21 protein-coding genes and 1 pseudogene are annotated in these 23404 nt (G+C 59.7%); 8 read left to right on the forward strand and 14 right to left on the reverse strand.

Annotation, left to right across the window (positions count from 1 at the left end; all coding sequences use genetic code 11):
* Positions 1-206: 206 nt before the first annotated feature.
* Positions 207-590, reverse strand: coding sequence for a PaaI family thioesterase (locus K0P33_RS02540; RefSeq protein ID WP_094950875.1), 384 nt, complete (start codon positions 588-590; stop codon positions 207-209).
* On the reverse strand, positions 590-2914 hold the full coding sequence (locus tag K0P33_RS02545; RefSeq protein ID WP_242153908.1) for a Tex family protein: 2325 nt from the start codon (positions 2912-2914) through the stop codon (positions 590-592). The genes K0P33_RS02540 and K0P33_RS02545 overlap by 1 nt, the downstream gene beginning before the upstream one ends.
* Before the next feature lie 356 nt (positions 2915-3270).
* Here K0P33_RS02545 and ompR point away from each other — a divergent pair, with 356 nt between their 5' ends.
* Both ompR and K0P33_RS02555 read left to right on the forward strand, forming a co-directional pair.
* Positions 3271-4011, forward strand: coding sequence for a two-component system response regulator OmpR (gene ompR / locus K0P33_RS02550; RefSeq protein WP_053255745.1), 741 nt, complete (start codon positions 3271-3273; stop codon positions 4009-4011).
* A gap of 117 nt (positions 4012-4128) precedes the next feature.
* Positions 4129-5442: an ATP-binding protein gene (locus tag K0P33_RS02555; RefSeq protein ID WP_094950877.1), complete on the forward strand. Its 1314-nt coding sequence runs from the start codon at positions 4129-4131 to the stop codon at positions 5440-5442.
* Positions 5443-5580: 138 nt separating this feature from the next.
* Here the strand turns inward: K0P33_RS02555 and rimK are convergent, their stop codons facing one another.
* The 3 genes from rimK to K0P33_RS02570 are packed head-to-tail and all read right to left on the reverse strand — an operon-like array spanning position 5581 to position 7758.
* Positions 5581-6486, reverse strand: a complete 906-nt coding sequence (gene rimK, locus K0P33_RS02560) for a 30S ribosomal protein S6--L-glutamate ligase (protein ID WP_025855543.1) — start codon at positions 6484-6486, stop codon at positions 5581-5583.
* Entirely contained in the window at positions 6483-6965 is a 483-nt protein-coding gene (locus K0P33_RS02565) for an ATP-dependent zinc protease (RefSeq protein WP_094950878.1), read from the reverse strand. The genes rimK and K0P33_RS02565 overlap by 4 nt, the downstream gene beginning before the upstream one ends.
* A 13-nt stretch (positions 6966-6978) precedes the next feature.
* Entirely contained in the window at positions 6979-7758 is a 780-nt protein-coding gene (locus K0P33_RS02570) for an EAL domain-containing protein (protein ID WP_094950879.1), read from the reverse strand.
* Positions 7759-7874: 116 nt separating this feature from the next.
* On the opposite strand from K0P33_RS02570, the gene K0P33_RS02575 reads away from it, so the two are divergent.
* Positions 7875-8282, forward strand: coding sequence for a S4 domain-containing protein (locus K0P33_RS02575; RefSeq protein WP_094950880.1), 408 nt, complete (start codon positions 7875-7877; stop codon positions 8280-8282).
* A 74-nt stretch (positions 8283-8356) separates the two neighbouring features.
* Here K0P33_RS02575 and K0P33_RS02580 read toward each other — a convergent pair whose 3' ends face one another.
* Positions 8357-9160 (reverse strand): phosphatase PAP2 family protein, encoded by an 804-nt coding sequence (locus tag K0P33_RS02580; protein WP_242153910.1) that lies wholly within the window; start codon positions 9158-9160, stop codon positions 8357-8359.
* A gap of 125 nt (positions 9161-9285) precedes the next feature.
* Between K0P33_RS02580 and hslO the strand changes: the two genes are divergently transcribed.
* Together hslO and K0P33_RS02590 are read left to right on the forward strand one after the other, a co-directional pair.
* Complete coding sequence (hslO, locus tag K0P33_RS02585) at positions 9286-10188, forward strand: Hsp33 family molecular chaperone HslO (RefSeq protein WP_094950882.1); 903 nt, start codon at positions 9286-9288, stop codon at positions 10186-10188.
* A 179-nt stretch (positions 10189-10367) separates the two neighbouring features.
* Positions 10368-11909, forward strand: coding sequence for a phosphoenolpyruvate carboxykinase (locus K0P33_RS02590; protein WP_242153912.1), 1542 nt, complete (start codon positions 10368-10370; stop codon positions 11907-11909).
* Positions 11910-11966: 57 nt separating this feature from the next.
* Here K0P33_RS02590 and K0P33_RS02595 read toward each other — a convergent pair whose 3' ends face one another.
* The 3 genes and pseudogenes from K0P33_RS02595 to K0P33_RS02605 all read right to left on the reverse strand — a co-directional run.
* The gene (locus K0P33_RS02595; protein ID WP_242153914.1) at positions 11967-12830 is read right to left on the reverse strand and encodes an EamA family transporter; all 864 of its coding nucleotides are present in this window, start codon (positions 12828-12830) and stop codon (positions 11967-11969) included.
* Positions 12831-12897: 67 nt separating this feature from the next.
* A complete protein-coding gene (locus tag K0P33_RS02600) occupies positions 12898-13254 on the reverse strand; it encodes a DUF1493 family protein (RefSeq protein WP_094950907.1) in 357 nt (118 codons plus the stop codon).
* Positions 13255-13841: 587 nt separating this feature from the next.
* Positions 13842-14279 (reverse strand): annotated as a pseudogene (locus tag K0P33_RS02605) (S8 family serine peptidase); the annotation flags it as partial.
* 163 nt (positions 14280-14442) lie between these two features.
* Here K0P33_RS02605 and K0P33_RS02610 point away from each other — a divergent pair.
* Together K0P33_RS02610 and K0P33_RS02615 are read left to right on the forward strand one after the other, a co-directional pair.
* Positions 14443-16380, forward strand: coding sequence for a RecQ family ATP-dependent DNA helicase (locus K0P33_RS02610; protein WP_242153918.1), 1938 nt, complete (start codon positions 14443-14445; stop codon positions 16378-16380).
* A 23-nt stretch (positions 16381-16403) separates the two neighbouring features.
* The gene (locus tag K0P33_RS02615) at positions 16404-16835 is read left to right on the forward strand and encodes a thioesterase family protein (protein WP_094950886.1); all 432 of its coding nucleotides are present in this window, start codon (positions 16404-16406) and stop codon (positions 16833-16835) included.
* Positions 16836-16983: 148 nt separating this feature from the next.
* On the opposite strand, the gene K0P33_RS02620 is transcribed toward K0P33_RS02615, so the two are convergent.
* From K0P33_RS02620 to K0P33_RS02635, 4 genes are all read right to left on the reverse strand, one after another.
* Positions 16984-17466: a YMGG-like glycine zipper-containing protein gene (locus tag K0P33_RS02620; RefSeq protein WP_094950887.1), complete on the reverse strand. Its 483-nt coding sequence runs from the start codon at positions 17464-17466 to the stop codon at positions 16984-16986.
* 375 nt (positions 17467-17841) lie between these two features.
* A complete protein-coding gene (locus K0P33_RS02625; RefSeq protein ID WP_242153920.1) occupies positions 17842-20190 on the reverse strand; it encodes an FdhF/YdeP family oxidoreductase in 2349 nt (782 codons plus the stop codon).
* Positions 20187-21026 (reverse strand): formate dehydrogenase accessory sulfurtransferase FdhD, encoded by an 840-nt coding sequence (gene fdhD / locus K0P33_RS02630; protein ID WP_094950889.1) that lies wholly within the window; start codon positions 21024-21026, stop codon positions 20187-20189. The genes K0P33_RS02625 and fdhD overlap by 4 nt, the downstream gene beginning before the upstream one ends.
* Positions 21027-21123: 97 nt before the next feature.
* Positions 21124-22011, reverse strand: a complete 888-nt coding sequence (locus tag K0P33_RS02635) for a LysR family transcriptional regulator (RefSeq protein WP_094950890.1) — start codon at positions 22009-22011, stop codon at positions 21124-21126.
* A 130-nt stretch (positions 22012-22141) separates the two neighbouring features.
* Here K0P33_RS02635 and lysM point away from each other — a divergent pair, with 130 nt between their 5' ends.
* A complete protein-coding gene (lysM, locus tag K0P33_RS02640; protein ID WP_094950891.1) occupies positions 22142-22585 on the forward strand; it encodes a peptidoglycan-binding protein LysM in 444 nt (147 codons plus the stop codon).
* 122 nt (positions 22586-22707) lie between these two features.
* Here lysM and yrfG read toward each other — a convergent pair whose 3' ends face one another.
* Positions 22708-23370 carry a GMP/IMP nucleotidase gene (gene yrfG / locus K0P33_RS02645; RefSeq protein ID WP_242153923.1) on the reverse strand — a complete coding sequence of 221 codons (663 nt, stop codon included), beginning with the start codon at positions 23368-23370 and terminating at the stop codon, positions 22708-22710.
* Positions 23371-23404: the final 34 nt, after the last annotated feature.

Below are 23404 nucleotides of genomic sequence, written 5' to 3' on the forward strand. Positions count from 1 at the left end.
CTTCACGCGTCAGTCGCCCCAATATGGGGGTGGGCAGGACGGTCTACAAGGGTGAAGTTGAAACTGGCGTTATCGCCTGGTTTTGAGTCGATTTGACCCGCTTTGAAAAAAGCCTACTTCACTCCATGAATTGGGCTATAGCGCAGCAAGAAAATTCCGACGCTGTTGTTACAGCGCCGAAATTAACTCAAATCGAGGGCGGGGAGCTAGAGGACAGCGAAGGTACCTTGTGCTTTTGCGATAAGTCTTTCGCCTTGATGCACATCGGCTTCGACCACCAGCGTGCGTCGACCGGCGTGAATCACGCGGCTGGTGCACAGCACGTCACCGTCTTCTACGGCACGGATATAGTTGATTTTGCACTCGATGGTCGCGCTCTGCTGGTCGAAACCATGGGCGCTGGAACACGCCAACCCCATGGTGATGTCCACCAGGCTGAAAATCGCCCCGCCATGGAGCTTGCCCGCGCGGTTGCGCAGCTGCGGCTCCAGGGTCAGGGCCACCTCGGCAACGCCTTCATCCAGGCGTTGCAGGCGGCAGCCGATCAGCTCGCTGAACGCGCTCTGGGTCAAGCCGGCTGGAATTTCCATCAGCGCTTCTTCAACTGCTTGGCATTGGCGAACAGCGACGCCATGGCGTTGTTGCTCGGCGCTGCGGTGGCGGCTTCCTTACGCGGTGCGTTGTTTTGCGACTGACGCGGCGCGGAACCTGGGCGTGCGCCACGGGCACCGTCGATTTTCTCGCCGGGCGTGTCGCTCATGCGCATCGAAAGGCCGACGCGTTTGCGTGGGATATCGACTTCCATGACCTTGACCTTGACCACATCACCGGCTTTCACCGCTTCGCGAGGGTCTTTGATGAACTTCTCCGAAAGCGCAGAGATATGCACCAAACCGTCCTGATGCACGCCGATATCCACGAAAGCACCGAAGTTGGTCACGTTGGTGACCACGCCTTCGAGGATCATGCCCAGTTGCAGGTCCTTGAGGTCTTCGACGCCGTCCTGGAACTCGGCGGTCTTGAACTCGGGACGCGGGTCACGGCCAGGTTTTTCCAGCTCTTGCAGAATGTCGGTGATGGTCGGCACACCGAAGGTTTCGTCGGTGTACTTCTTCGGGTCCAGGCGCTTGAGGAACGCGGCGTCGCCGATCAGCGAGCGGATGTCGCGGTCGGTCTCGGCGGCAATGCGTTGCACCAGCGGGTAGGCTTCCGGGTGAACTGCCGAGGCATCCAGCGGGTTATCGCCGTTCATCACGCGTAGGAAACCGGCAGCCTGTTCGAAGGTTTTTTCACCCAGGCGTGCGACTTTTTTCAGAGCCGCGCGGGTTTTGAACGCGCCGTTTTCGTCGCGATGAGTGACGATGTTCTGCGCCAGGGTGGTATTGAGGCCGGAGATACGGGCCAGTAGCGCAACCGAGGCCGTGTTCACATCCACGCCGACCTTGTTCACGCAGTCTTCCACCACCGCGTCCAGGCCGCGCGCCAGTTTCAGCTGCGACACGTCGTGCTGGTACTGGCCTACGCCGATGGATTTAGGGTCGATCTTCACCAGTTCGGCCAGCGGGTCCTGCAGGCGACGGGCGATGGAGACGGCACCACGGATCGACACGTCGAGGTCCGGAAATTCCTTGGAGGCCAGTTCCGACGCCGAGTACACCGAAGCGCCCGCCTCGGAGACCATGACTTTGGTCATCTTCATGGCTGGGTATTTTTTGATCAGCTCGGCGGCCAGCTTGTCGGTTTCACGGCTGGCGGTGCCGTTGCCGATGGCGATCAGGTCCACCGAGTGCTTGGCGCACAGGGCGGCGAGGATGGCCAGGGTCTGGTCCCACTTGTTGTGCGGCACATGCGGATACACAGTGGCGTGGTCCAGCAGCTTGCCGGTGGAGTCGACCACCGCCACCTTGCAGCCGGTACGCAGGCCCGGGTCGAGGCCCAGGGTTGCGCGTGGGCCGGCCGGGGCGGCCAGCAGCAGGTCGTGCAGGTTGTGGGCGAATACGTTGATCGCCTCGGTTTCGGCGCCGTCGCGCAGCTCGCCGAGCAGGTCGGTTTCCAGGTGGGTGTAGAGCTTGACCTTCCAGGTCCAGCGCACGACTTCACCGAGCCACTTGTCCGCAGGACGGTTCTGATTCTGGATGCCGAATTGTTGCCCGATCATGCCTTCGCAGGGGTGCATGGTGCCTGGCAGCTCGTCGCCGACTTTCAGCGCGGAGCTGAGAATACCTTCGTTGCGGCCGCGGAAAATCGCCAGCGCACGGTGGGACGGCATGCTTTTGAGCGGTTCGTCGTGTTCGAAATAGTCGCGGAACTTGGCGCCTTCTTCCTCTTTGCCGGCGATGACGCGGGCGCTGAGGATGGCTTCCTGCTTCAAGTAAGTGCGCAATTTTTCCAGCAGGCCGGCGTTTTCGGCGAAGCGCTCCATCAGGATGTACTTGGCGCCTTCGAGGGCCGCCTTGACGTCGGCGACGCCTTTTTCGGCGTCGATGAAGCGTGCAGCTTCGGCTTCCGGGGTCAGCGACGGGTCGTTGAACAAGCCGTCAGCCAAGTCGCCGAGGCCGGCTTCCAGGGCGATCTGGCCCTTGGTGCGGCGCTTCTGTTTGTACGGCAGGTAGAGGTCTTCGAGGCGGGTCTTGGTGTCGGCGAGCTTGATGTCGCGTTCCAGTTGCGGAGTCAGCTTGCCCTGTTCCTCGATGCTGGCGAGGATGCTGATGCGCCGTTCGTCGAGTTCTCGCAGGTAGCGCAGGCGCTCTTCCAGATGCCGCAACTGGATATCATCGAGGCTGCCGGTGACTTCTTTACGGTAACGGGCGATGAAAGGCACCGTGGAGCCTTCATCCAGTAGAGCGACGGCCGCTTCGACCTGTTGTGGGCGTACACCGAGTTCCTCGGCGATGCGGCTGTTGATGCTGTCCATAAAACCACCTGAAATTCTGAAAGCAGCTCGCAGGCCCGGAAAACAAGGCGTTGCGAGGCTGGTTGAGCGGCCCGACTGGCGCCGCTGCCTGGGTCAAGAGGCGCGCTTATGACCCTCGAAATCGGAAAATTGCTGCCCGGCACTGAAAAAACTGGCGAGGCAGTAAGCAGTAAAGTCTGACATTAGCCCCTACAAAGGCGGCGCATTATAACCAGCGTTCTGCCCTTGAGGGGTACTGTGCCTGAGGTTACAGGGCACGGCTTCACTGGCAGTGAAGGAAAAATCTGCTAACAATGCACACGGTGCGTATAACGGCAGCTACGCCATAATGCGCGCCGAGATAAGAGGAGCATCTAATGAGCAGCACTGCACAAACTGCTGAAGGCGAAAAAATTCTCATCGTTGACGACGATCCGGGGCTGAGCAGCCTGCTGGAGCGTTTCTTCAACTCCAAGGGCTACCGTGCCCGCGCGGTGCCGAACACCGAGCAAATGGACCGCCTATTGGGGCGTGAAGTGTTCAATCTGGTCGTGCTCGACCTGATGCTGCCCGGCGAAGATGGCCTCACCGCCTGCAAACGTCTGCGCGGTGCGAACAACCAGATTCCAATCATCATGCTCACTGCCAAGGGTGATGAGCTGAGCCGCATCAAGGGTCTCGAGCTGGGCGCGGATGACTACCTGGCCAAGCCGTTCAACCCGGACGAGCTGATGGCCCGGGTCAAAGCCGTATTGCGCCGCCAGGCAGCACCGGTTCCGGGCGCGCCAGGCAGCGAAGACGAAAGCGTCACCTTTGGCGACTACGAACTGTCGCTGGCGACCCGTGAGCTCAAGCGTGGCGAAGAAGTACACATGCTGACCACCGGCGAATTCGCCGTGCTCAAGGCCCTGGTGATGAACGCTCGTCAGCCGCTGACGCGCGACAAGCTGATGAACCTGGCCCGTGGTCGGGAATGGGACGCCCTGGAGCGCTCCATCGACGTGCAGATTTCCCGTCTGCGCCGGATGATCGAGCCGGACCCGTCCAAGCCGCGTTATATCCAGACGGTATGGGGCGTGGGTTATGTGTTTGTGCCGGATGGCACTGCAACCAAGTAATCGATGATTTGCAGGCGCGGGCAGCCCGGCGTTTGACTCCATGAGGGTCGACGGGCAGCCCGGCGTCTGCATTTCTGCGAGCGCCGCTCGTTTCTGCAAGCTGTCTGGCAGTCTCCTATGAAAACCCCGTTGTGGTTCCCGCAAAGTTTCTTCTCCCGCACCCTTTGGTTGGTGCTGATCGTCGTTCTGTTTTCCAAGGCACTGACGCTGGTTTATCTATTGATGAACGAAGATGTGCTGGTGGATCGGCAGTACAGCCACGGCGTTGCCCTGACGCTTCGTGCCTATTGGGCCGTCGACCCCGAAAACCGCGAAAAGGTAGCCAAGGCCTCGACGCTTATCCGGGTCGACGGCGCCGGTGTGCCTGAAGGCGAGCAGCATTGGCCTTACAGCGAGATTTATCAGCGCCAGATGCAGGCTGAGCTGGGGGACGATACCGAGGTGCGATTGCGCATGCATGTTTCGCCAGCGCTATGGGTGAGGGCGCCGAGCCTGGGGGACGCCTGGATCAAGGTGCCGCTTTACCCGCACCCGTTGCGGGGGCAGAAGATCTGGAACGTGCTGGGTTGGTTCCTGGCGATAGGCTTGCTCTCAACGGCGTCCGCGTGGATTTTCGTGCGCCAGCTCAACCAACCGCTCAAACGCCTGGTATTTGCCGCCCGCCAATTAGGGCAGGGGCGCAGCGTTCGCCTGCCGGTCAGCGACACGCCCAGTGAGATGACTGAGGTGTACGGCGCCTTCAATCAGATGGCGGAAGACGTCGAACAGGCCGGTCGCGAACGCGAGCTGATGCTGGCGGGCGTGTCCCATGACTTGCGCACGCCGTTGACGCGGTTGCGGTTATCCCTGGAGTTGATGGGCGAGCATACCGACCTCACGGATGACATGGTGCGTGACATCGAGGACATGGATGCGATTCTCGACCAGTTCCTGGCGTTTATCCGCGATGGCCGCGATGAAGTGGTTGAAGAAGTTGACCTGACGGACCTAGTGCGCGAAGTGGTAGCGCCCTACAACCAGAACGGCGAACAGGTGCGCATGCGCCTGGAGCCGATCCAGCCGTTTGCGTTGCGTCGTGTGTCGATGAAGCGCCTGCTGAACAACCTGATCGGCAATGCCTTGCACCATGCCGGTTCCGATGTGGAAGTGGCAGCGTATGTGTCCGGCGACAGTGCTGCGCCTTATGTGGTGTTGAGTGTGATGGACCGTGGCGCGGGTATCGACCCGGCGGAGCTGGAAGGTATTTTCAACCCGTTCACCCGTGGCGACCGTGCCCGTGGTGGCAAGGGCACGGGCCTGGGCCTGGCGATTGTGCGGCGGATTGCCTCGATGCATGGCGGCAATGTTGAGCTGCGCAACCGCGAGGAGGGCGGCCTGGAAGCGCGCGTGCGGTTGCCGCTTGGCCTGATGCTGCCGCGAGACGCGGTTTAACAAGCAACAGAAATCAAATGTGGGAGCTGGCTTGCCGGCGATAGCGGTGTATCAGTCAACGTATAGGTTGCTGACCCACCGCTATCGCAGGCAAGCCAGCTCCCACACTGTTTTGTGGTGTTTGATAAATGAGCTGATTCAGCCCTTACCCTTGGTCCGTGTCATATTCGGCCCACCATTCTTCTCCAGATGCTGAATGATGATCCCCGCCACATCCTTCCCGGTGGTGGTCTCAATCCCTTCCAGACCCGGCGATGAGTTCACTTCCATCACCAACGGCCCATGGTTTGACCGCAGGATATCCACGCCTGCTACCGCCAGCCCCATCACCTTGGCCGCCCGCAGCGCAGTCATGCGTTCCTCCGGGGTGATCTTGATCAGGCTGGCACTGCCGCCACGGTGCAGGTTGGAACGGAATTCCCCCGGCTTGGCCTGGCGCTTCATTGCCGCAATCACCTTGTCGCCCACCACAAAGCAGCGGATATCCGCACCGCCGGCTTCCTTGATGTATTCCTGCACCATGATGTTCTGCTTGAGGCCCATGAACGCCTCGATCACTGACTCTGCCGCAGTTGCGGTTTCGCACAGCACCACGCCAATGCCCTGGGTGCCTTCCAGCACCTTGATCACCAGCGGCGCGCCGTTGACCATGTCGATCAGGTCGGGGATGTCATCGGGGGAGTGCGCAAAGCCGGTCACCGGCAGGCCGATACCGCGCCGCGACAGCAGCTGCAGCGAACGCAGCTTGTCCCGCGAGCGCGCAATGGCCACCGATTCATTGAGGGGGAATACGCCCATCATTTCAAACTGGCGCAACACCGCGCAGCCATAAAACGTCACCGAGGCACCGATACGCGGGATCACCGCATCGAAGCCTTCCAGCGGCTTGCCCCGGTAGTGGATCTGCGGCTTGTGGCTGGCAATGTTCATGTAGGCACGCAACGTGTCGATCACCACCATTTCGTGGCCACGTTCGGTGCCGGCCTCGACCAGCCGGCGGGTGGAATACAGACGCGGGTTTCGCGACAGCACAGCAATCTTCATGCAGCACCTGGGGCAGAAATAGTAGAGACCGGGAACACCGGCTTGTCTTGAACGTACTTGACGCCGGGACTGACCACCAAATGGCCGTCAATCAGCGCCTTGGAGCCCAGCAACAGGCGATAACGCATGGCCTTGCGGCAGGCGAGGGTGAATTCCACCCGCCATACCCGATCACCCAGCGCCAGGGTGGTGCTGATCACGTAGCGCACCTGCGCATGGCCGTTGGAGCTCTTGATGGTCTTCATCGTCACCACCGGCGCCTCGCAGCGCCGGTGACGCAGTTGCACCACGCTGCCCAGGTGCGCGGTAAAGCGCACCCACTTCTCACCGTCGCGCTCAAATGGCTCGATATCGGTGGCGTGCAGGCTCGAGGTGCTGGCACCGGTGTCGATCTTTGCGCGCAGGCCCGCCACTCCCAAGTCGGGAAGTGCCACCCACTCACGCAGACCCACAACGGTCAAATGGTCAAATGTCTTCAATATGGGTAACCGATCAGTTCGCCCAGGCGTGAGGTGGAACCTCGGCCAAGGCTTTGAATGCAGGCTTGGCGAACCAGTAGCCTTGCATCAGAAATATTCCGCAGTCGGACAGGAAGTCACGCTCGCCGGCACTTTCGATGCCTTCGGCAATGACAGTAACGCCCAACTGCTCACAGATTGTGACAATCCCCTGGACGATTACCTGGCGGACACGATCCTGGTCGACATCGCGAATCAGCGCCATGTCGAGTTTGATCAGGTCAGGTTGGAAATCGGCCAGCAGATTCAGCCCCGAATAGCCCGCGCCGAAATCGTCGATGGCGGTCTTGAAGCCGAATTCGCGGTATTCACGCAGAATATTGGTCAAATGGCGATAGTTATCTACGTGCTCGCTTTCCAGCGTTTCAAAAATCAGCTGGTTCAGCGGAAAATTATGCGCACGGGCCGCCTCCAAGGTGCTGCGAATGCACAGCTCCGGCCGGTACACGGCATTGGGCATAAAGTTGATCGAAAGATGGGTTTGCATCCCCAAGGCAGCGGCGCCGGCAATCGCCTTGGTACGGCAACGCTGGTCAAAGCGGTAGCGGTTGCTTTCGTTGACCTGCTCCAGCACCGATAACGCCCCTTCGCCATTGATGCCTCGCACTAAGGCTTCGTGGGCGAAGATCGAATGATCCCTAAGGTCTACGATAGGCTGATAGGCGAACGCAAAATCGAAACCCAGGGGTTCGCTTTGCTGGCAACCCACGCAACGCTGGTCGGGCGAGGTGAGTGAGGCAGGGAAGTCGGTCACAGCGTATCCTCGCGAAAACAGGGTGGTGCCTGGCGTATCTTAGGTGAGCGTTGGGGTTTCTGCGTCGAAGGTCTTCAACGTTAAAGTTGCGACATTTTTCAGAGCGAGGAATTCAAGTGGCTCAAAAGCAGGAAGAGGAAGAAAAAGTCCGTTTGGACAAGTGGCTGTGGGCCGCGCGTTTCTTTAAAACCCGTGCCCTGGCCAAGGCCGCCATTGAGAGCGGTAAAGTGCACCATCGTGGGGAGCGCTGCAAGCCGGGCAAGGAACCGCGCGTCGGTGATGAGCTGCAGATTCGTGTGGGGTTTGATGAAAAGACCGTCGTGGTGCAGGCCCTGTCCGTTGTGCGTCGCGGTGCACCCCAAGCGCAGGCGCTGTACACCGAAACCGAAGCCAGCATCGCCAAGCGCGAAAACGCGGCGGCCATGCGTAAGGCGGGGGCTACCGGCATGACCACCGATGGCAAACCGAGCAAGAAGCAGCGTCGCGATTTGTTCAAATTTCGCGGCAGTGGCAATGATGATTGATCGTGCAAATCTGCAGCAAACAAGGAGATCAACTGTGGGGGCCGGCAACCCAGCTCCCACATGAATAGGCGGTGTTACGCGGCAGTGCGCATGACGCTCAATCGCCCGATTATCGGCAACTTGCCCAGCAACCCAAACAACGGTGCCGTCACCCGCAACAATGCGCCCGACACCTTCGCCGCAAACGGCGTGTAGTAACCCCACCCCAGCGCCAACAACGCCAGCAACACGCCGCCGATGTAATCGTCCTGCCCCCAATGCGCACCCGCCACCAGTCGCGGCATCATGAACAGCAGCGCCAGGCCCCAGATCACCAGCACTTGGCCGATGCGCTTGGCAAATACCGTCATGAACATGCCCCAGATCAACAGTACCGACGCATGATCGCCAGGGAAACTCTGACCCGAACGGTCCTTCAGCTCCCAGGTTTTCTCCAGCCCTGGGAAATAGTCGCTCATGTGAGTCGCGCCACTGATCATCATCGACGGGCTGCTGTGTTGCCAGCCCATTTGCGCGGCAAGCTTGGAGAACAGCATGCGGATAAACAGCAACAGCAGAAGAATGCCAAGGAAACCAAAGAACGCCTGGCGTACCTGAACCGCCTTGAACACCCAATCACCGCGAATCAGCAGCGCCAGTAAAATCACTCCGACCACGGCATCAAACGGCCGCAAGCTGGCCACTGCCCACACATGCAGCCAGGTCGAATTGCTCGCCAGTGGGTCATTGAGCAGGTGAAACAGCCATTCGTCGAAAATCACACACAGCATCTGGCCAGTGGGCCACAGCCAAAAACACAGCAGCCCGATAGCGAGTAGATTGCATAGAGCCCATCGCCGGAGGTTCCACTTGGCTTGGAACAAACCCGGATTGTTCATAAACTGTCCCTCTTCGCTCTATTTAGCTCTCCGTTTCCAGGAGAAAGCCGCACCAATATGGTGCTAAAGCGTTTAATTTTATAAACCTTGTAATCATTTTGTCATCAATTCAGATACCCAGACCTATGACTGATCTACCGGATACCGACTTCACCCAACGCTTCATCTTCGACGAGAACGACGCCCGCGGCGAACTGGTCTCGCTGGAGCGCAGCTATGCCGAAGTCCTCGCCAAGCATCCCTATCCGGAGCCGGTCGCGCAGCTGCTCGGTGAACTGATGGCGGCGGCGTCGTTGCTGGTGGGCACCATGAAGTTCGACGGTTTGCTGATTTTGCAGGCGCGTTCCGAAGGCCCGGTGCCGATGCTGATGATCGAGTGCTCCAGCGAGCGCGAAATCCGTGGCCTGGCCCGTTACGACGCCGACTTGATCGCGCCGGACGCGACCCTTGGCGACCTGATGGCCAACGGCGTGCTGGCGATCACCGTCGACCCGACGGAAGGCCAGCGTTACCAGGGCATCGTCGACCTCGACGGCGAAACCCTGTCGGACTGCTTCACCAACTATTTCGTGATGTCCCAGCAAGTCGGCACCAAGTTCTGGCTCAATGCCGACGGCAAGCGCGCCCGTGGCCTGCTGCTGCAACAACTGCCGGCCGACCGCATCAAGGATGACGACGAGCGCACCGACAGCTGGCGCAAACTGACCGCCCTGGCCGGCACCCTGACCGCCGAAGAGCTGCTGGGCCTGGACAACGAAACCATCCTGCATCGCCTGTACCACGAGGAGGCCGTGCGCCTGTTCGACGCACAGGGCCTGCGCTTCCGTTGCAGTTGCTCGCGCGAGCGTTCGGCGAATGCCTTGGTCAGCCTGGGCCTGGAAGATGCACAAAATCTGGTGGTGGAGCACGGCGGCAATATTGAGATCGACTGCCAGTTCTGCAACCAGCGTTACCTGTTCGATGCCGCCGATGTCGCCCAATTATTCGCCGGTGCAGGCATTGACACCCCTTCCGATACCCGCCACTAAAACGTTTAAGCACAGGTAAATCACCTGACAAACGCCGGATTAGCGCAGTTCTGACGGGAGGGCCCTACTCTTTTTGGGCTTTTCTGGCATAATCCGGCCCACTTTTTTCGCGGTAGTAGTGCGCAACTTTCTACTACAAAACGTTTGGAGCACTCGGCCATAGGCCGACGGGGAACCTCATGACGCAAGCCAATAACGCCGTATACACCGATCTGAGTGTTGACGATCTGGTCAAAGAAGCCCTGCAGCGCGGTGAAGGCGTGCTTGCCGATACTGGCGCGCTGGTCGTAGAAACCGGTCACCGTACCGGCCGTTCTCCGGTCGATCGTTTCATCGTTGAAGAGCCTTCTACCCAGGACGCAATCGCCTGGGGCCCGATCAACCGCAAGTTCCCGGCCGACAAGTTCGATGCCCTGTGGAACCGCGTAGAAGCATTCAATAACGCGCAAGAGCATTTCGTTTCCCACGTTCACGTAGGGGCTGCGCAAGACCACTACCTGGCCGTGAAAATGACCACCCAGACTGCCTGGCAGAATCTGTTCGGTCGTTGCCTGTTCATCAACCCGGCCCAGTACAACCCCGCCGGCCGTGACGAGTGGCAAGTGCTTAACGTGGCCAACTTCGAGTGCGTGCCAGAGCGTGACGGCACTAACTCCGACGGTTGCGTGATCCTCAACTTCGCACAGAAAAAAGTCCTGATCGCCGGCATGCGCTACGCCGGTGAAATGAAAAAAGCCATGTTCTCGGTGCAGAACTTCCTGCTGCCGGCCGCTGACGTGCTGCCAATGCACTGCGCCGCCAACATCGGCGAAGCAGGCGACGTGACCCTGTTCTTCGGCCTGTCGGGCACCGGTAAAACTACCCTGTCCGCCGACGAAAGCCGTTACCTGATCGGTGACGACGAACACGGCTGGGGCGAAGGCGTGGTGTTCAACATCGAAGGCGGTTGCTATGCCAAGTGCATCGACCTCTCCGAGAAGAACGAGCCGGTTATCTGGAAAGCCATCAAGCACGGCACCGTGCTCGAAAACGTGGTAATCGACGATGCCAAACACGCCGACTACACCAATGTCAGCCTGACCCAGAACAGCCGTGCCGCCTACCCGCTGGAGCACGTTGCCAAGCGCTCCGAGCAAAACCTCGGCGGCGAGCCAAACGCTGTGATCTTCCTGACCTGCGACCTGACCGGCGTACTGCCGCCCGTGTCGATCCTCAGCGAAGAACAAGCGGCCTACCACTTCCTGTCCGGCTACACCGCGCTGGTGGGCTCGACTGAAATGGGTTCGGGCAGCGGCATCAAGTCGACCTTCTCCACCTGCTTCGGCGCGCCATTCTTCCCTCGCCCGGCCGGTGAATACGCAGAACTGCTGATCAAGCGCGTGCGCGGCTTCGGCTCCAAGGTCTACCTGGTCAACACCGGCTGGACCGGCGGCGGCTACGGCGTCGGCAAACGCTTCAACATCCCGACCACTCGCGGCGTCATCGCAGCGATCCAGAGCGGCGCGTTGATCGGTGCGCAAACCGAACACCTCGACACCATCAACCTCGACGTGCCATTGGCCGTACCGGGCGTTGAGACTGGCCTGTTGAACCCACGTAACACCTGGGCCGACAAGGCTGCTTACGACGAAGCGGCGAAAGCGCTGGCGGCTCTGTTCGTCGAGAACTTCAAGAAGTTTGAAGTGAGCGACGCGATCAAGGCGGCTGGGCCTAAGTTGTAAGGTTCGGTTGTTGTGAAAAAGCCGCCTCTTGTGGGCGGCTTTTTTGTGCGCGAAGGGTTAGTCGGCGATGTGCAAAACCACTGCACCGACCAGCACTAACACCACCCCCAGCACCTGAACCGCTGACAACCGCTCCTTGAAAAACACAAACCCCAGAATCGCCGCAATCCCACCCGACAACGTACTGATCACCGTCACCACCGAAACCGACCCCGCCATCACGCCCCACGAAAACGCCGAGAAACCACCCAGGTTCATCAAGCTCGCACCGGTCAACGTCGCGCAGTTTTTCAGCGGCGGAATCTTCAGGCCGTCCTTGATCTTCAGCACCATCACCACCAGTACGCACAGGCCCACCAGGTAACCCAGCCACAACATGGTGATCGGCCCCAGTGCGGGCAACGTGTAGCGGCCTTGCAGCCAGAAGCTGGTGCCGTACAGCAAGGCGGCGAGCAGGGCGTAGGCGATGGACAGGCGCGGGTTGTTGTGAGGGACGCCGTTGTCTTTGTGGATGCTGGAGAGGATTACGCCGACGACGCACAGGCCGATGCAGCCGAGTTGGATCAGGCTGATGTGTTCACCGCTGGCCCAGGACAGCAGTGTGGTGACAACGCCGTAGGACGTCACCAGCGGCGCGACGATGGCGGCTTTGCCCAGGGCGAAGGCCTTGGACAGCGCAAGGGCGCCGGAGACGGTGAGCAGCGCAGCCGTGAGGCCCAGGAGCCAGACGCTCAACGGGGCATTCAGGGATTTGAACAGGTAGGCCGGGAAGATGACCAGCAGCAGGGTCATGATCAAAAAACCGAGGGCTTGGCCGAAGTACACGGCGCGTTTAACGCCGACGGCCCGGGCGTTGAGGCCCACGAGGAAATCCGTGCCGCCCCAGAGCAGGGCGGCCAGCAGGCCCATGATTACGTCCATGTACGGTCCTTGATAGGTAGGCAATTCGCCAGGTTAGCGCATATCCAATGTGGGAGCGGGCTTGGGGTCAGCTGAGGTTTTCCAGGGTCTGCGTGTCCCAGCTATGGGTCTTGATGGCCAGGTAGAGCATGCCGATGGTCAGCGGCACCTTGTCGCCACGGCCTTTGGCCCGACGCTTGAGGAACACATCGAACGCCGGTGGTTTGAAGTAACGATAAGCGTCGTAGTCGCCCAGGTCGAGGGCAAACGCTTGCTCCATCGCTTCCATCAATTGCTGAGCCTCGGCGCCGTCGCAGCCGAGGTCGAGGTTGATCGAGGTTTCGAGGCGAAGAGTCTTGTGTTTCGGTAGGCCGATTTCTTCGTGCAGCAATTGCAGGAGCTGCTGCATGACGGGGTCTTCGGGGAAGTTGGGGGCCAGGTTCATGGTGGTGGCACGCAGGAGTGGGTGGGTTGGGCCGGGCGACGTTACGCGTCGGTGTTTGTTTCGTTCCAGCATAAAGCCAATGCCAGTGAAGAGGATGATATAGGCGATGGTACTGTTTATAGGCTCGTGTGCAGAAAAAGTCGGCGTGGGCATCGGTGCGAATATCAGTACTAGCCCACTGACTAGCAAGGTGAGCCCAAGGCCTATCCGATACTTGTAGTTTTTTATCAGCCAAAAGGTCAGCAGTTGCAGAGTGACGATCAAGGCTAACTCTAAATAAAAGTTCACGCTGTTTCTGCCGGGACAGTTGAGAGGGCGCTAGTTTCAGTCATGCGCAGGTGAGTTATGTAGGGGGGGAGCAGGTGTTTTAAGTAGTTTGGGAAGGGGACTACGTGATGTGTGACGGTTTCTCACGGCCTTTTCCGGTATTTGCGATTTACCAGTGATTTTTTGGGCAGCAACCATCAAATGAGTGAGCAGGGCACGCCAGCGCCTACAGGTTTTAGCTCAGTGGCTGGCTTGGTTGTGGTTGCTTATCGACCGCCGGTTGCAGCTTTACGTGCTGCGCTGCTTCCAGCAGGTCACAGCGGCTCCTTGTCGTCGCCGAAACGCATAGGGATCAACTGAGCGTTGAAGGCGATCCCATGCATGCCTTGATCGTTCTTGTTGGCGGCAAGAATGCCGGCCATTTGCGTGCCGTGCCCCTTGATGTCAACGACGTCGGGCTGTTGGCTTACAAAGTCGTAACCCATGCTGGCCAGGCGCCCTTGGAACTGCGGCAACGTGCTGTTGAGGCCCGAGTCGATCAATGCCACTTTCACGCCCTGGCCGTTGCCACCGCGAGCGTAGAGAGTGGATGCCTTAACGGTGGGCAGGGCGTTTGAGGCAAAGTATTCGGGGGTTTCAAAGGCATGTGCGGCTAATTGTTCGGATGGTGGTTTGGGTGGTGTTGCACAGCCCATCAGCAGCAAGGGCAATGCGGGCAAGGCGGCACGTTGCAGGGAAAACAGGAGTGTGTTGGGCATTCACGACTCCTTGTCGGGGCTTGCGATCAGGCGTGCTACTGTCTGCGTTTTTGCGCAGGCTTGCTGGTTTTCTCTGTATCAGTTTGTAGCGTTTATTCCCGACCTTTTCCTGATCGCTGGACTATGTTTTTGACTCGTTCAGCGGTCAATGGAGTGACAGCTTATGCACAACACCCTCCAACAGGTCTTTGGTTATCCACAGTTTCGTTTGGGCCAGGAAGCAGCGGTCAGCGCGGTGCTGGCCGGTCGCTCTGCGGCGGCGATTTTCCCCACCGGTTCGGGCAAGTCTCTTTGCTATCAACTGTCGGCGGTATTGCTGCCGCACCTGACGCTGGTGGTGTCGCCGCTGTTGGCGTTGATGCAGGACCAGCTGGGTTTCCTGCAGCGCCACGGCATTTGCGCGGGCAGTATCGACTCGGCGCAGAGCCGCGAAGACGCCAATGACGTAATGGCACGTGCGCGTTCCGGCGAGCTGAAAATCCTGATGATTTCCGTGGAGCGCTTGAAGAACGAGCGCTTCCGTAATTTTCTGCAAAGCGTGCAGATTTCGCTGCTGGTGGTGGACGAGGCGCACTGTATTTCGGAGTGGGGCCACAACTTCCGCCCGGACTATTTGAAGCTGCCGGACTACCAGCGCCAGTTCAATATCCCACAAGCTTTGCTGCTGACGGCTACGGCCACGCCCAAGGTGATTGCCGACATGCAGGCGAAGTTCGCCATTGCGCCGGACGATGTCATCACCACGGGCTTCTACCGGCCCAACCTCAACTTGCTGGTGGAGCCGGTGAGCGGTCACGACAAGCGTCGGCGCTTGGTCGAATGGATGAGCGAACGCGCCAATCAGCCGAGCATTGTTTACGTCACCTTGCAGAAAACCGCCGAGCAGATAGCCGATCACCTGAACCGCAACGGTATTCAGGCCGAGGCCTATCACGCGGGTTTGCCCCACGATAAGCGCGAGGGCATCCAGCAGCGCTTTATGGGCGGGCGCTCCAATTGCATCGTTGCCACCATCGCGTTCGGCATGGGGATCGATAAAAGTGATATCCGCAATGTGGTGCACTTCGATTTGCCCAAATCCATCGAGAACTACAGCCAGGAAATCGGCCGTGCAGGGCGTGATGGGCAGCCGTCCGAGTGCCTGGTATTGGCCAACCGTGACAGCCTCAACGTGCTGGAAAACTTTGTGTACGGCGACACGCCGGAGCAGCAGGGCATTCGTCGTGTGCTGGAGGAGTTGCAGGCGGCGCGGGGCGAGGGGCAGTGGGAGTTCTTACTGAGGTCGCTGTCGGACCACAGCAACATCCGCGAACTGCCGCTCAAGACCCTGTTGGTGCAGTTGGAGCTTAAGGGCGTGATCGCGCCGCGCTACGCGTTTTATGCCGAATACCGCTTCAAATACCTGATTGAGCCCGAGGCCTTGCTGGCGCGTTTTTCCGGTGAGCGGCAGCAGTTTGTCGCGGCGATTGTTCAGGTGTGCAGCCGCGCCAGGACCTGGGCGACCGTGGATTTCGACGCGCTTTATCAACAGCACAATGCTGAACGCAGCCGTGTGGTGAAGGCGCTGGATTACTTCCAGGAACAGGGCCTGATCGAGCTGGAAAGCAAGCAAATGACCGAGGTCTACAGCTTACTGAATACCGATTTCGATCCGCAGGTATTGAGCGAGGAGTTATACACAGGCTTCAAGCAACACGAGGTGACGGAAGTGGCGCGGATACACGCCATGCTTGACCTGTTCGCTACCGAGCATTGCCTGGGGCAGCGTTTGGCTCAGTACTTTGGCGATGAAAACGCGCCGCTGCGGTGCGGGCATTGTTCGGTGTGCCACGGCCACGTTGCGCATTTGCCGGCGCCGCCAAGCCTGCCGCCGCTTGTGGATAAAAACTTCATGGGGCTGTGCGGTGATTTTATCCACAGGCATCATGAGCACACCGGGAGTTTGCCTGGCGCGGAGCGACTGGCGCGCTTCCTCGGTGGTATCAGCGTGCCGTTGTTTACCAAGCTCAAAGCGCGGGGGATTCCGGGTTTTGCGGCGCTGGAGGACTATCCCTACGCCGAAGTGCGCGAGTGGGCCGAAGCCCATTTGAATGATCTGTAAGCCCACTTTCACGAGACTTGTCCATGCCTGACTCAATGCCTTTGCGCGCCGACTACCGTCACTTCCAGCCGATCATTACGCGTTGGCACGACAACGATGTGTACGGCCATGTGAATAACGTTACTTACTACAGCTTTTTCGACACGGCGGTGAATACCTACCTGATTGAAGAGGGCGGGTTGGATATTCATGACGGTGAAGTGGTGGGATTTGTGGTGAGTTCGGCGTGTGATTATTTCGCCTCGATCGCGTTTCCCGACCGCCTGGAAATTGGCCTGCGGGTCGGCAAGTTGGGTAACAGCTCGGTGCAGTATGAGTTGGCGGTGTTCAAGTCAGGCGAAGAGGACGCCTGCGCGGCTGGGCGCTTTGTGCATGTGTTTGTGGATCGGGCGACGAACCAGCCGGTGACGATTCCGGGGGCGTTGCGCGAGGCGTTGCAGCGGTTGGTGGTGTGACTCGCCATTTTGATCAGCGAAGATCAACTGTGGGAGCTGGCTTGCCAGCGATAGCGATGTGTCAGGTTCAAATGTGTTTCCTGACAGTACGCCATCGCGGGCAAGCCCGGCTCCCACAGGGATTTGCCTTGTGCTTTAGACCGTTGGCTTACCGATGATTACGGTAGTGATGCTTGTTCTTGCGATGCCCATAGGCATGACCACGGCCACGATGATCATCGCGGTCATAACGACGGTTATCCCGCCCACGATAACGGCGGTCGTCGTCATCGCTCTTGTTGCCCATGTAGTTGCCCAGCGCACCACCTGCGCCACCGCCGGCGGCTGCGCCGATCAGGCTGCCGGTGTTGCCGCCCATGCTGCGGCCTACCACGTTGCCGCCTGCCGCGCCCAGTGCGCCGCCGATAGCGGCTTCGCCACGGCTGCGCTTGTCGGCGCCGACCGCACTACCGCCCGCGCCGCCCAAGGCTGCGCCGATGGCCGAACCGGTGTTACCGCCTATCTGCTGGCCGACAACCGAACCTAGAACCCCGCCCAATGCGCCGCCCACACCGGCTTCGGTGGTGCCACCGGCCATGGCTGCGCCACTGACCAGGCCAAGGGACAACAAGAGAATCGAGGAGAACTTCATAGGGAGACCTCAAGAGGATGACGGCGCGATCCTGAGGTTGTATCGAGGCGCTGACAATCGAAAACCGACCGGTGGTATGGGTTGTATACAATTTGCTAAGTTACTGTTTTGTATGAGGAACTTAAGTCGTTTTTGCGAGTCTTTAGCTACTTGGGAAAGGCCGCTTTTATGCAAAAGCGGCCTTTTTTGTGCCTGCGGAATTAGTAGTCGTTAACGCTTTATTGTGGCGGCCGGGCTTGTTGAATCGTCGCACCGCCCGCGTTGGGCTGCGCAGCGGCCCCTGGTCCAGGCACTGCGTTCTGACTGAAAGAATGCGGTGACGTTATTGGGGGCGGTGCGACGATTCGACAAGCCGGCTCGCCGCAACAATCCCAGTCAGGCCGAATGCGCCATGATCAGGCCCGTCGCGCTCGCCGCTTCCAAACGAATCGCCACAAACTTAGACGTCGGCGTATGGCTGCCATCCCCAGTGCTTTCCAGCGGCACCAGTGGGTTCACTTCCGGGTAATAAGCCGCTGCCTGCCCCGCCGGAATATCAAACGCCAGCAAGGTGAAGCCTTTCACACGGCGTTCACGACCATCTTCCCACAGCGAAACGATGTCAGCCTTCTGCCCCGGTTTGAAGCCCAGGCGGATGATGTCGGCTTCGTTGACGAAGAGCACGTCACGCTGGCCTTTCACGCCACGGTAGCGGTCGTCCAGGCCATAAATGGTGGTGTTGTACTGATCGTGGGAGCGCATCGATTGCATGATCAGGTCCGGCACCCGGCCTGTGGCGTGGGTGCGTTCGTGGATCAGGTCTTTGGGCAGCACGTTCGGGCGGAAGTTGGCGCGGCCCGAAGGCGTGTTCCAACGGCGTGCACCGGCGGAGTTACCCAGGTAAAAACCGCCCGGGTGTTTGAGGCGTTCGTTGAAATCCTTGAAGCCAGGGATGGTGTCGGCGATCAGGTCGCGGATGCGCCCGTAGTCAGCCACCAGCCAGTTCCAGTCCACCGGTTTGCTGCCCAGGGTCGCGGCGGCAATACCGGCGAGGATGGCAGGCTCGGATTTCATCAGCTTCGACAGCGGCTGCAACTGGCCATTGGAATCGTGAACCATGCTGAACGAGTCTTCCACCGTCACCGCTTGCGGGCCTTCGGCCTGGATATCGATGTCGGTGCGGCCCAGGCACGGCAGGATCAGCGCGTCTTTACCGTGCATCAGGTGGCTGCGGTTGAGCTTGGTGCTGATCTGCACGGTCAGGTCGCAGCTGCGCAGGGCTTCGAAAGTGCGCGGGCTGTCTGGCGTAGCTTGGGCGAAGTTGCCGCCCAGGCCGATAAACACCTTGGAGCGGCCTTCGAGCATCGCGTGGATCGCTTCGACCACGTTATGGCCATTGTGGCGCGGCACCTGGAACTGGAAGCGACGTTCCAGTGAGTCGAGGAACGCCACTGGTGGACGTTCGTTGATGCCCATGGTGCGGTCGCCCTGCACGTTACTGTGGCCACGCACCGGGCACAGGCCTGCGCCTGGGCGGCCGATGTTGCCGCGCAGCAGCATCAGGTTGGCGATTTCCTGGATGGTCGGCACCGAATGGCGGTGCTGGGTGATGCCCATCGCCCAGCACATGATCACGTTTTTGCCTTTGGCATACATGCGCGCCGCTTGCTCGATCTCAACCAAGGTCAGGCCGGACTGCTCGACGATTTCATCCCACGAGGTGTCGTCGATCTGGCCGAGGTACTCGAGCACGTTGGTGGTGTGCTCGTTGAGGAAGTCGTGATCGAACACCGCTTCTTTGCCTTCGGCCTGGGCCTGGCGCTCCCACAGCAGCAGGAACTTAGCCATGCCACGCAAGATGGCCATGTCGCCACCCAGCGCCGGGCGGAAGTACGCGGTGTTGGTTGGTTTGTCGCCGTTGGTGAGCATTTCCAGCGGGTGTTGCGGGTGCTGGAAGCGTTCCAGCCCGCGCTCTTTCAGCGGGTTGACGCACACCACCTGGGCGCCGCGTTTAACCGCTTCACGCAGCGGTTCGAGCATGCGCGGGTGGTTGGTGCCGGGGTTCTGGCCCCACACGAAAATCGCATCGGCGTGTTCGAAGTCATCAAAGGTCACGGTGCCTTTGCCCACGCCCACGCTTTGCGCCAGGGCCACACCGCTGGCTTCGTGGCACATGTTCGAGCAGTCCGGGAAGTTGTTGGTGCCGTAGGCGCGCACAAACAGCTGATACAGGTACGCCGCTTCGTTGCTGGCCCGGCCCGAGGTGTAGAACTCGGCCATGTCCGGGCTTGGCAAGGCGTTGAGGTGCTTGCCGACCAGATCGAACGCCGCTTCCCAACTGATAGCCTTGTAGCGGTCAGTTTCGGCGTCATAGCGCATCGGTTCGGTCAGGCGGCCTTGGTATTCCAGCCAATAGTCGCTTTGCTCCAGCAGCGCGGTGACGCTGTGCTTGGCAAAAAATGCAGCATCCACACGGCGTTTGGTGGCTTCCCAGTTAACTGCCTTAGCGCCGTTTTCGCAGAACTTGACCATGCCGCTTTCCGGCGAATCGCCCCACGCGCAGCCCGGGCAGTCGAAGCCGCCGTTCTGGTTGGTCTTGAGCATCATGCGCAGGTTTTTCATCGCGTTGTCGCTGCTCAGCCAGGCCTGCGCCACACTGATCAGCGCGCCCCAGCCGCCGGCCGCGCCTTTGTAGGGCTTGTAGCGCGGGGTCGGGGTTTGGTCGGCTTGGTGATGCATGCTCATGGCTGGTTCTCCATCGCGGGGCTGTAGACCCGCGGCGCACTTTTCTGCGGCAGGTGGATGAGGTTGAGGTTGTGCCGGCGCGCCCATTGCAGGGCCAGGCCGGTGGGCGACGACAGGCTGACCAAGGTCTGGATGCCCGCGCGCAAGACTTTCTGGATCAATTCGAGGCTGCAGCGACTGGTAACAATCGCCAGGCCGCCGTCGGTCGGAATTTTTTGGCGGATCAGGGCGCCGATCAGTTTATCCAGGGCGTTATGCCGGCCGATGTCTTCGCGGCCCATGAGCAATTCGCCCTGGTTATTCATAAACACCGCCGCATGCACCGCGCCGCTGTACTGGCCCAAGGGCTGGAACGCGCTGATGCGTTGGCGCAGGCCGTCGAGCCATTCGGCGGGTGGCAAGGGCGCACCGGGCAGCACTTGAAGGTCGGGCAAGGCTTGCTCTACCGCCTCCACACCGCACAAACCGCAGCCGCTGGTGCCGGCCAATTGGCGGCGCTGCTGCTTGAGGTTCCAAAAGGCCCGGCTGGAAATCTGCACCTGGGCGTATTGGGCTGAGCCCGAACCGCTGAGTTTCAGATCATATATGTCGCTAACGTCGGCGATAATGCCGCTTCCGATGCTGAAGCCGACGATGAAGTCTTCCAGGTCCGTCGGCGTCACCAGCATGACGGCCTGGCTGATATCGTTATAAGCAATCGCCAACGCCACTTCTTCCGCCAACGCAGTGCTGGCGACTTCTGTGTGTTCGAGGTTGCAAAACTGGTAGCTCTGGCTGGCGGCGGGCGCGGGCGTTTCGAGGGCGGGCGCCGCGCAGACTGGGCGCTTGGCGTTCATGGGGCAGTACCACCGGCGGATTGATCAGTGTTCAGACTAGGCGCGACAAAGCGTCGCGTCTAATTGCCAGTACTGATCTACCGATAGATGACGTCGATCAAGGCTCTTGCTGCGATTTCTGAAACAGCGCAAAACAAGCTTCTGCCAATGCCGAACGCGGCGCGCTGCGACGCATGATCAGCCCAAGGCGGGCTAGGGTGTGAGCGTCCTCAATAGGTTGCAGACGCAGGTGCTCGGTCAGCGCATCAAGGCCGCCATCCAGTGGCATCACGGCGCAACACAGGCCGCCGTGCACGGCCTGTAACAATTGGTGCACCGCATCGGTTTGCAACAAAGGCTGCGGGTTGAGCCCACGGCTGTGGAAGTTGTGGTCGATGGATTGGCGAAAGTGCATGCCGCTGGTGAGCATGCCCAATGGCAATTCGATCAGCGCCTCCCAGCTCAACGGCTTGTCGCCGAAGCTAAAAAAACGCTGGTCGTAGAGCAGGCCCATGCGGGTTTCGCCCAGGGCCAGCGAGTCGAAGCGCTCGTTGTCCAGGCGTTCCAGGTAGGACACGCCCAAGTCCAGGCGATTGCTCGCCAGTTGTTCGAGGATTTGCTCGGAGCTTAATGCCGACAGCTCAAAGCGCAGGCTCGGATGCTCTTTATGCAGTTGCTGCATCAGCGTCAAGGGGTCGAAGCTCGACAGTGGCACCACGCCCAGGCGCAACGTACCGACCAAATTGCCGCGACACGCCGCTGCTTCGGCCTGCAAGCCGTCATACGCCGCCAGCACGGTGCGGGCCCATGCCAATACGCGTTCGCCCGGCGCGGTAAAGCCTTCGAAGCGCTGGCCGCGATTGACCAGCGGCAAATCCAACTCTTCTTCGAGGTTGCGCAGGCGCATCGACAGGGTCGGCTGGGTGATGTGGCAGCGCGCTGCCGCCTGGCCGAAGTGCCGGGTCTCGTCGAGGGCGATGAGGAATTTCAGCTGTTTGATGTCCATCTTCGCTCCGGGCTTATTCCAATGGCGGGGGATTCTAGCGCGTTTGGGTCTTTGGTCGGCCTGGAACCCAAGCCTGTAGGACTGGTCTAGTCTTGGGCATCTGGAACTTAAACCCCAAGGAGAGCGCACCATGAGTATTTTTAGCTTTGTTAAGGAAGCTGGCGAGAAGCTTATTGACCTGTTGACGCCGGGTAATGCGAACGCAAGTGAGGAGTTGAAGAAGCACATCAGCGATGTTGGGCTTGGAAATCCGAATGTCACCGCAACCGTTGATGGCGACAAAGTCACCGTCAAAGGCGAAGTTGCCACCCAGGAAGAGAAAGAAAAAATCATCCTGGCGGCAGGCAATATTGCCGGTGTTGGCAGTGTAGATGACCAGATCACCGTTTCTGGGCCTGTAGTCGCTGCAGCCACCTTTGTCGTGGTGAAAAAGGGCGACACCCTGAGCGCTATCTCCAAGACTGTTTACGGTGATGCGAATCTGTACAACAAGATCTTCGAAGCCAACAAGCCGCTGTTGTCGCATCCGGACAAAATCTACCCTGGGCAGACGCTGCGTATTCCAGCCAAGTAAGCACTCTCTGTAGAGCGCGCTTGTGTGGGCGCTGGCTTGTCGAACCGCTGCGATAACATCACCTCGGTGCAATTGATAAACCGAGGTGCCTGCATCGCGGGCAAGCCAGCGCACACATTTGATTAAAGTCCGGCAATGAGGTCCCGGTAGTCATCAACTGCCGCAAATTCCGCCGTGTCCTTTGGCCCCTTCTTACTGTCCGGCTCTTTCACCGCCAGCAAATGCCCCACGCCAAAATCCCGGGCACTGCGCAGGATCGGCAGGGTGTCATCAATAAACAGGCTACGGGCCGGGTCGAAGTGGATGTCGGCTTGCAGGGCTGCCCAGAATTGCGGGTTTTCCTTGGGGAAACCGTAGTCATGGGAGCTGATCAGCCGCTCGAAATACGGCGCCAGTTCAATGCGTTCCAACTTCAATGACAGCGAATCACGATGAGCGTTGGTGATCAGAATCACGCGCTTGCCGGCCTGTTTGATCGCCGCCAGAAACGTGTCCGCGTCCGGGCGCAGGGCGATCAGGTGGGCAGTTTCCAACTTGAGCTCGCGCACCGGAATATTCAGCTCCGTGCTCCAGAAGTCCAGGCAATACCATTGCAACTGTCCGGCGTTACGCTCGAACAGCGGCTGCAATTCCATCTGCGCCATGGCGCGGCTCACCCCGTGCAGCTCGGCGTAGCGCTGGGGCAGGTGCTCCATCCAGAAGTGGTTGTCGAAATGCAGGTCGAGCAAGGTGCCGTCCATGTCCAGCAAGACGGTGTCGATGGCGTGCCAGTTCAAAGCGGGCATGGGGCGTTCTCATGTAAGTAAAGATATCCGACAC

This window comes from Pseudomonas sp. ArH3a, assembly GCF_022648765.1.
Lineage (GTDB): Bacteria > Pseudomonadota > Gammaproteobacteria > Pseudomonadales > Pseudomonadaceae > Aquipseudomonas.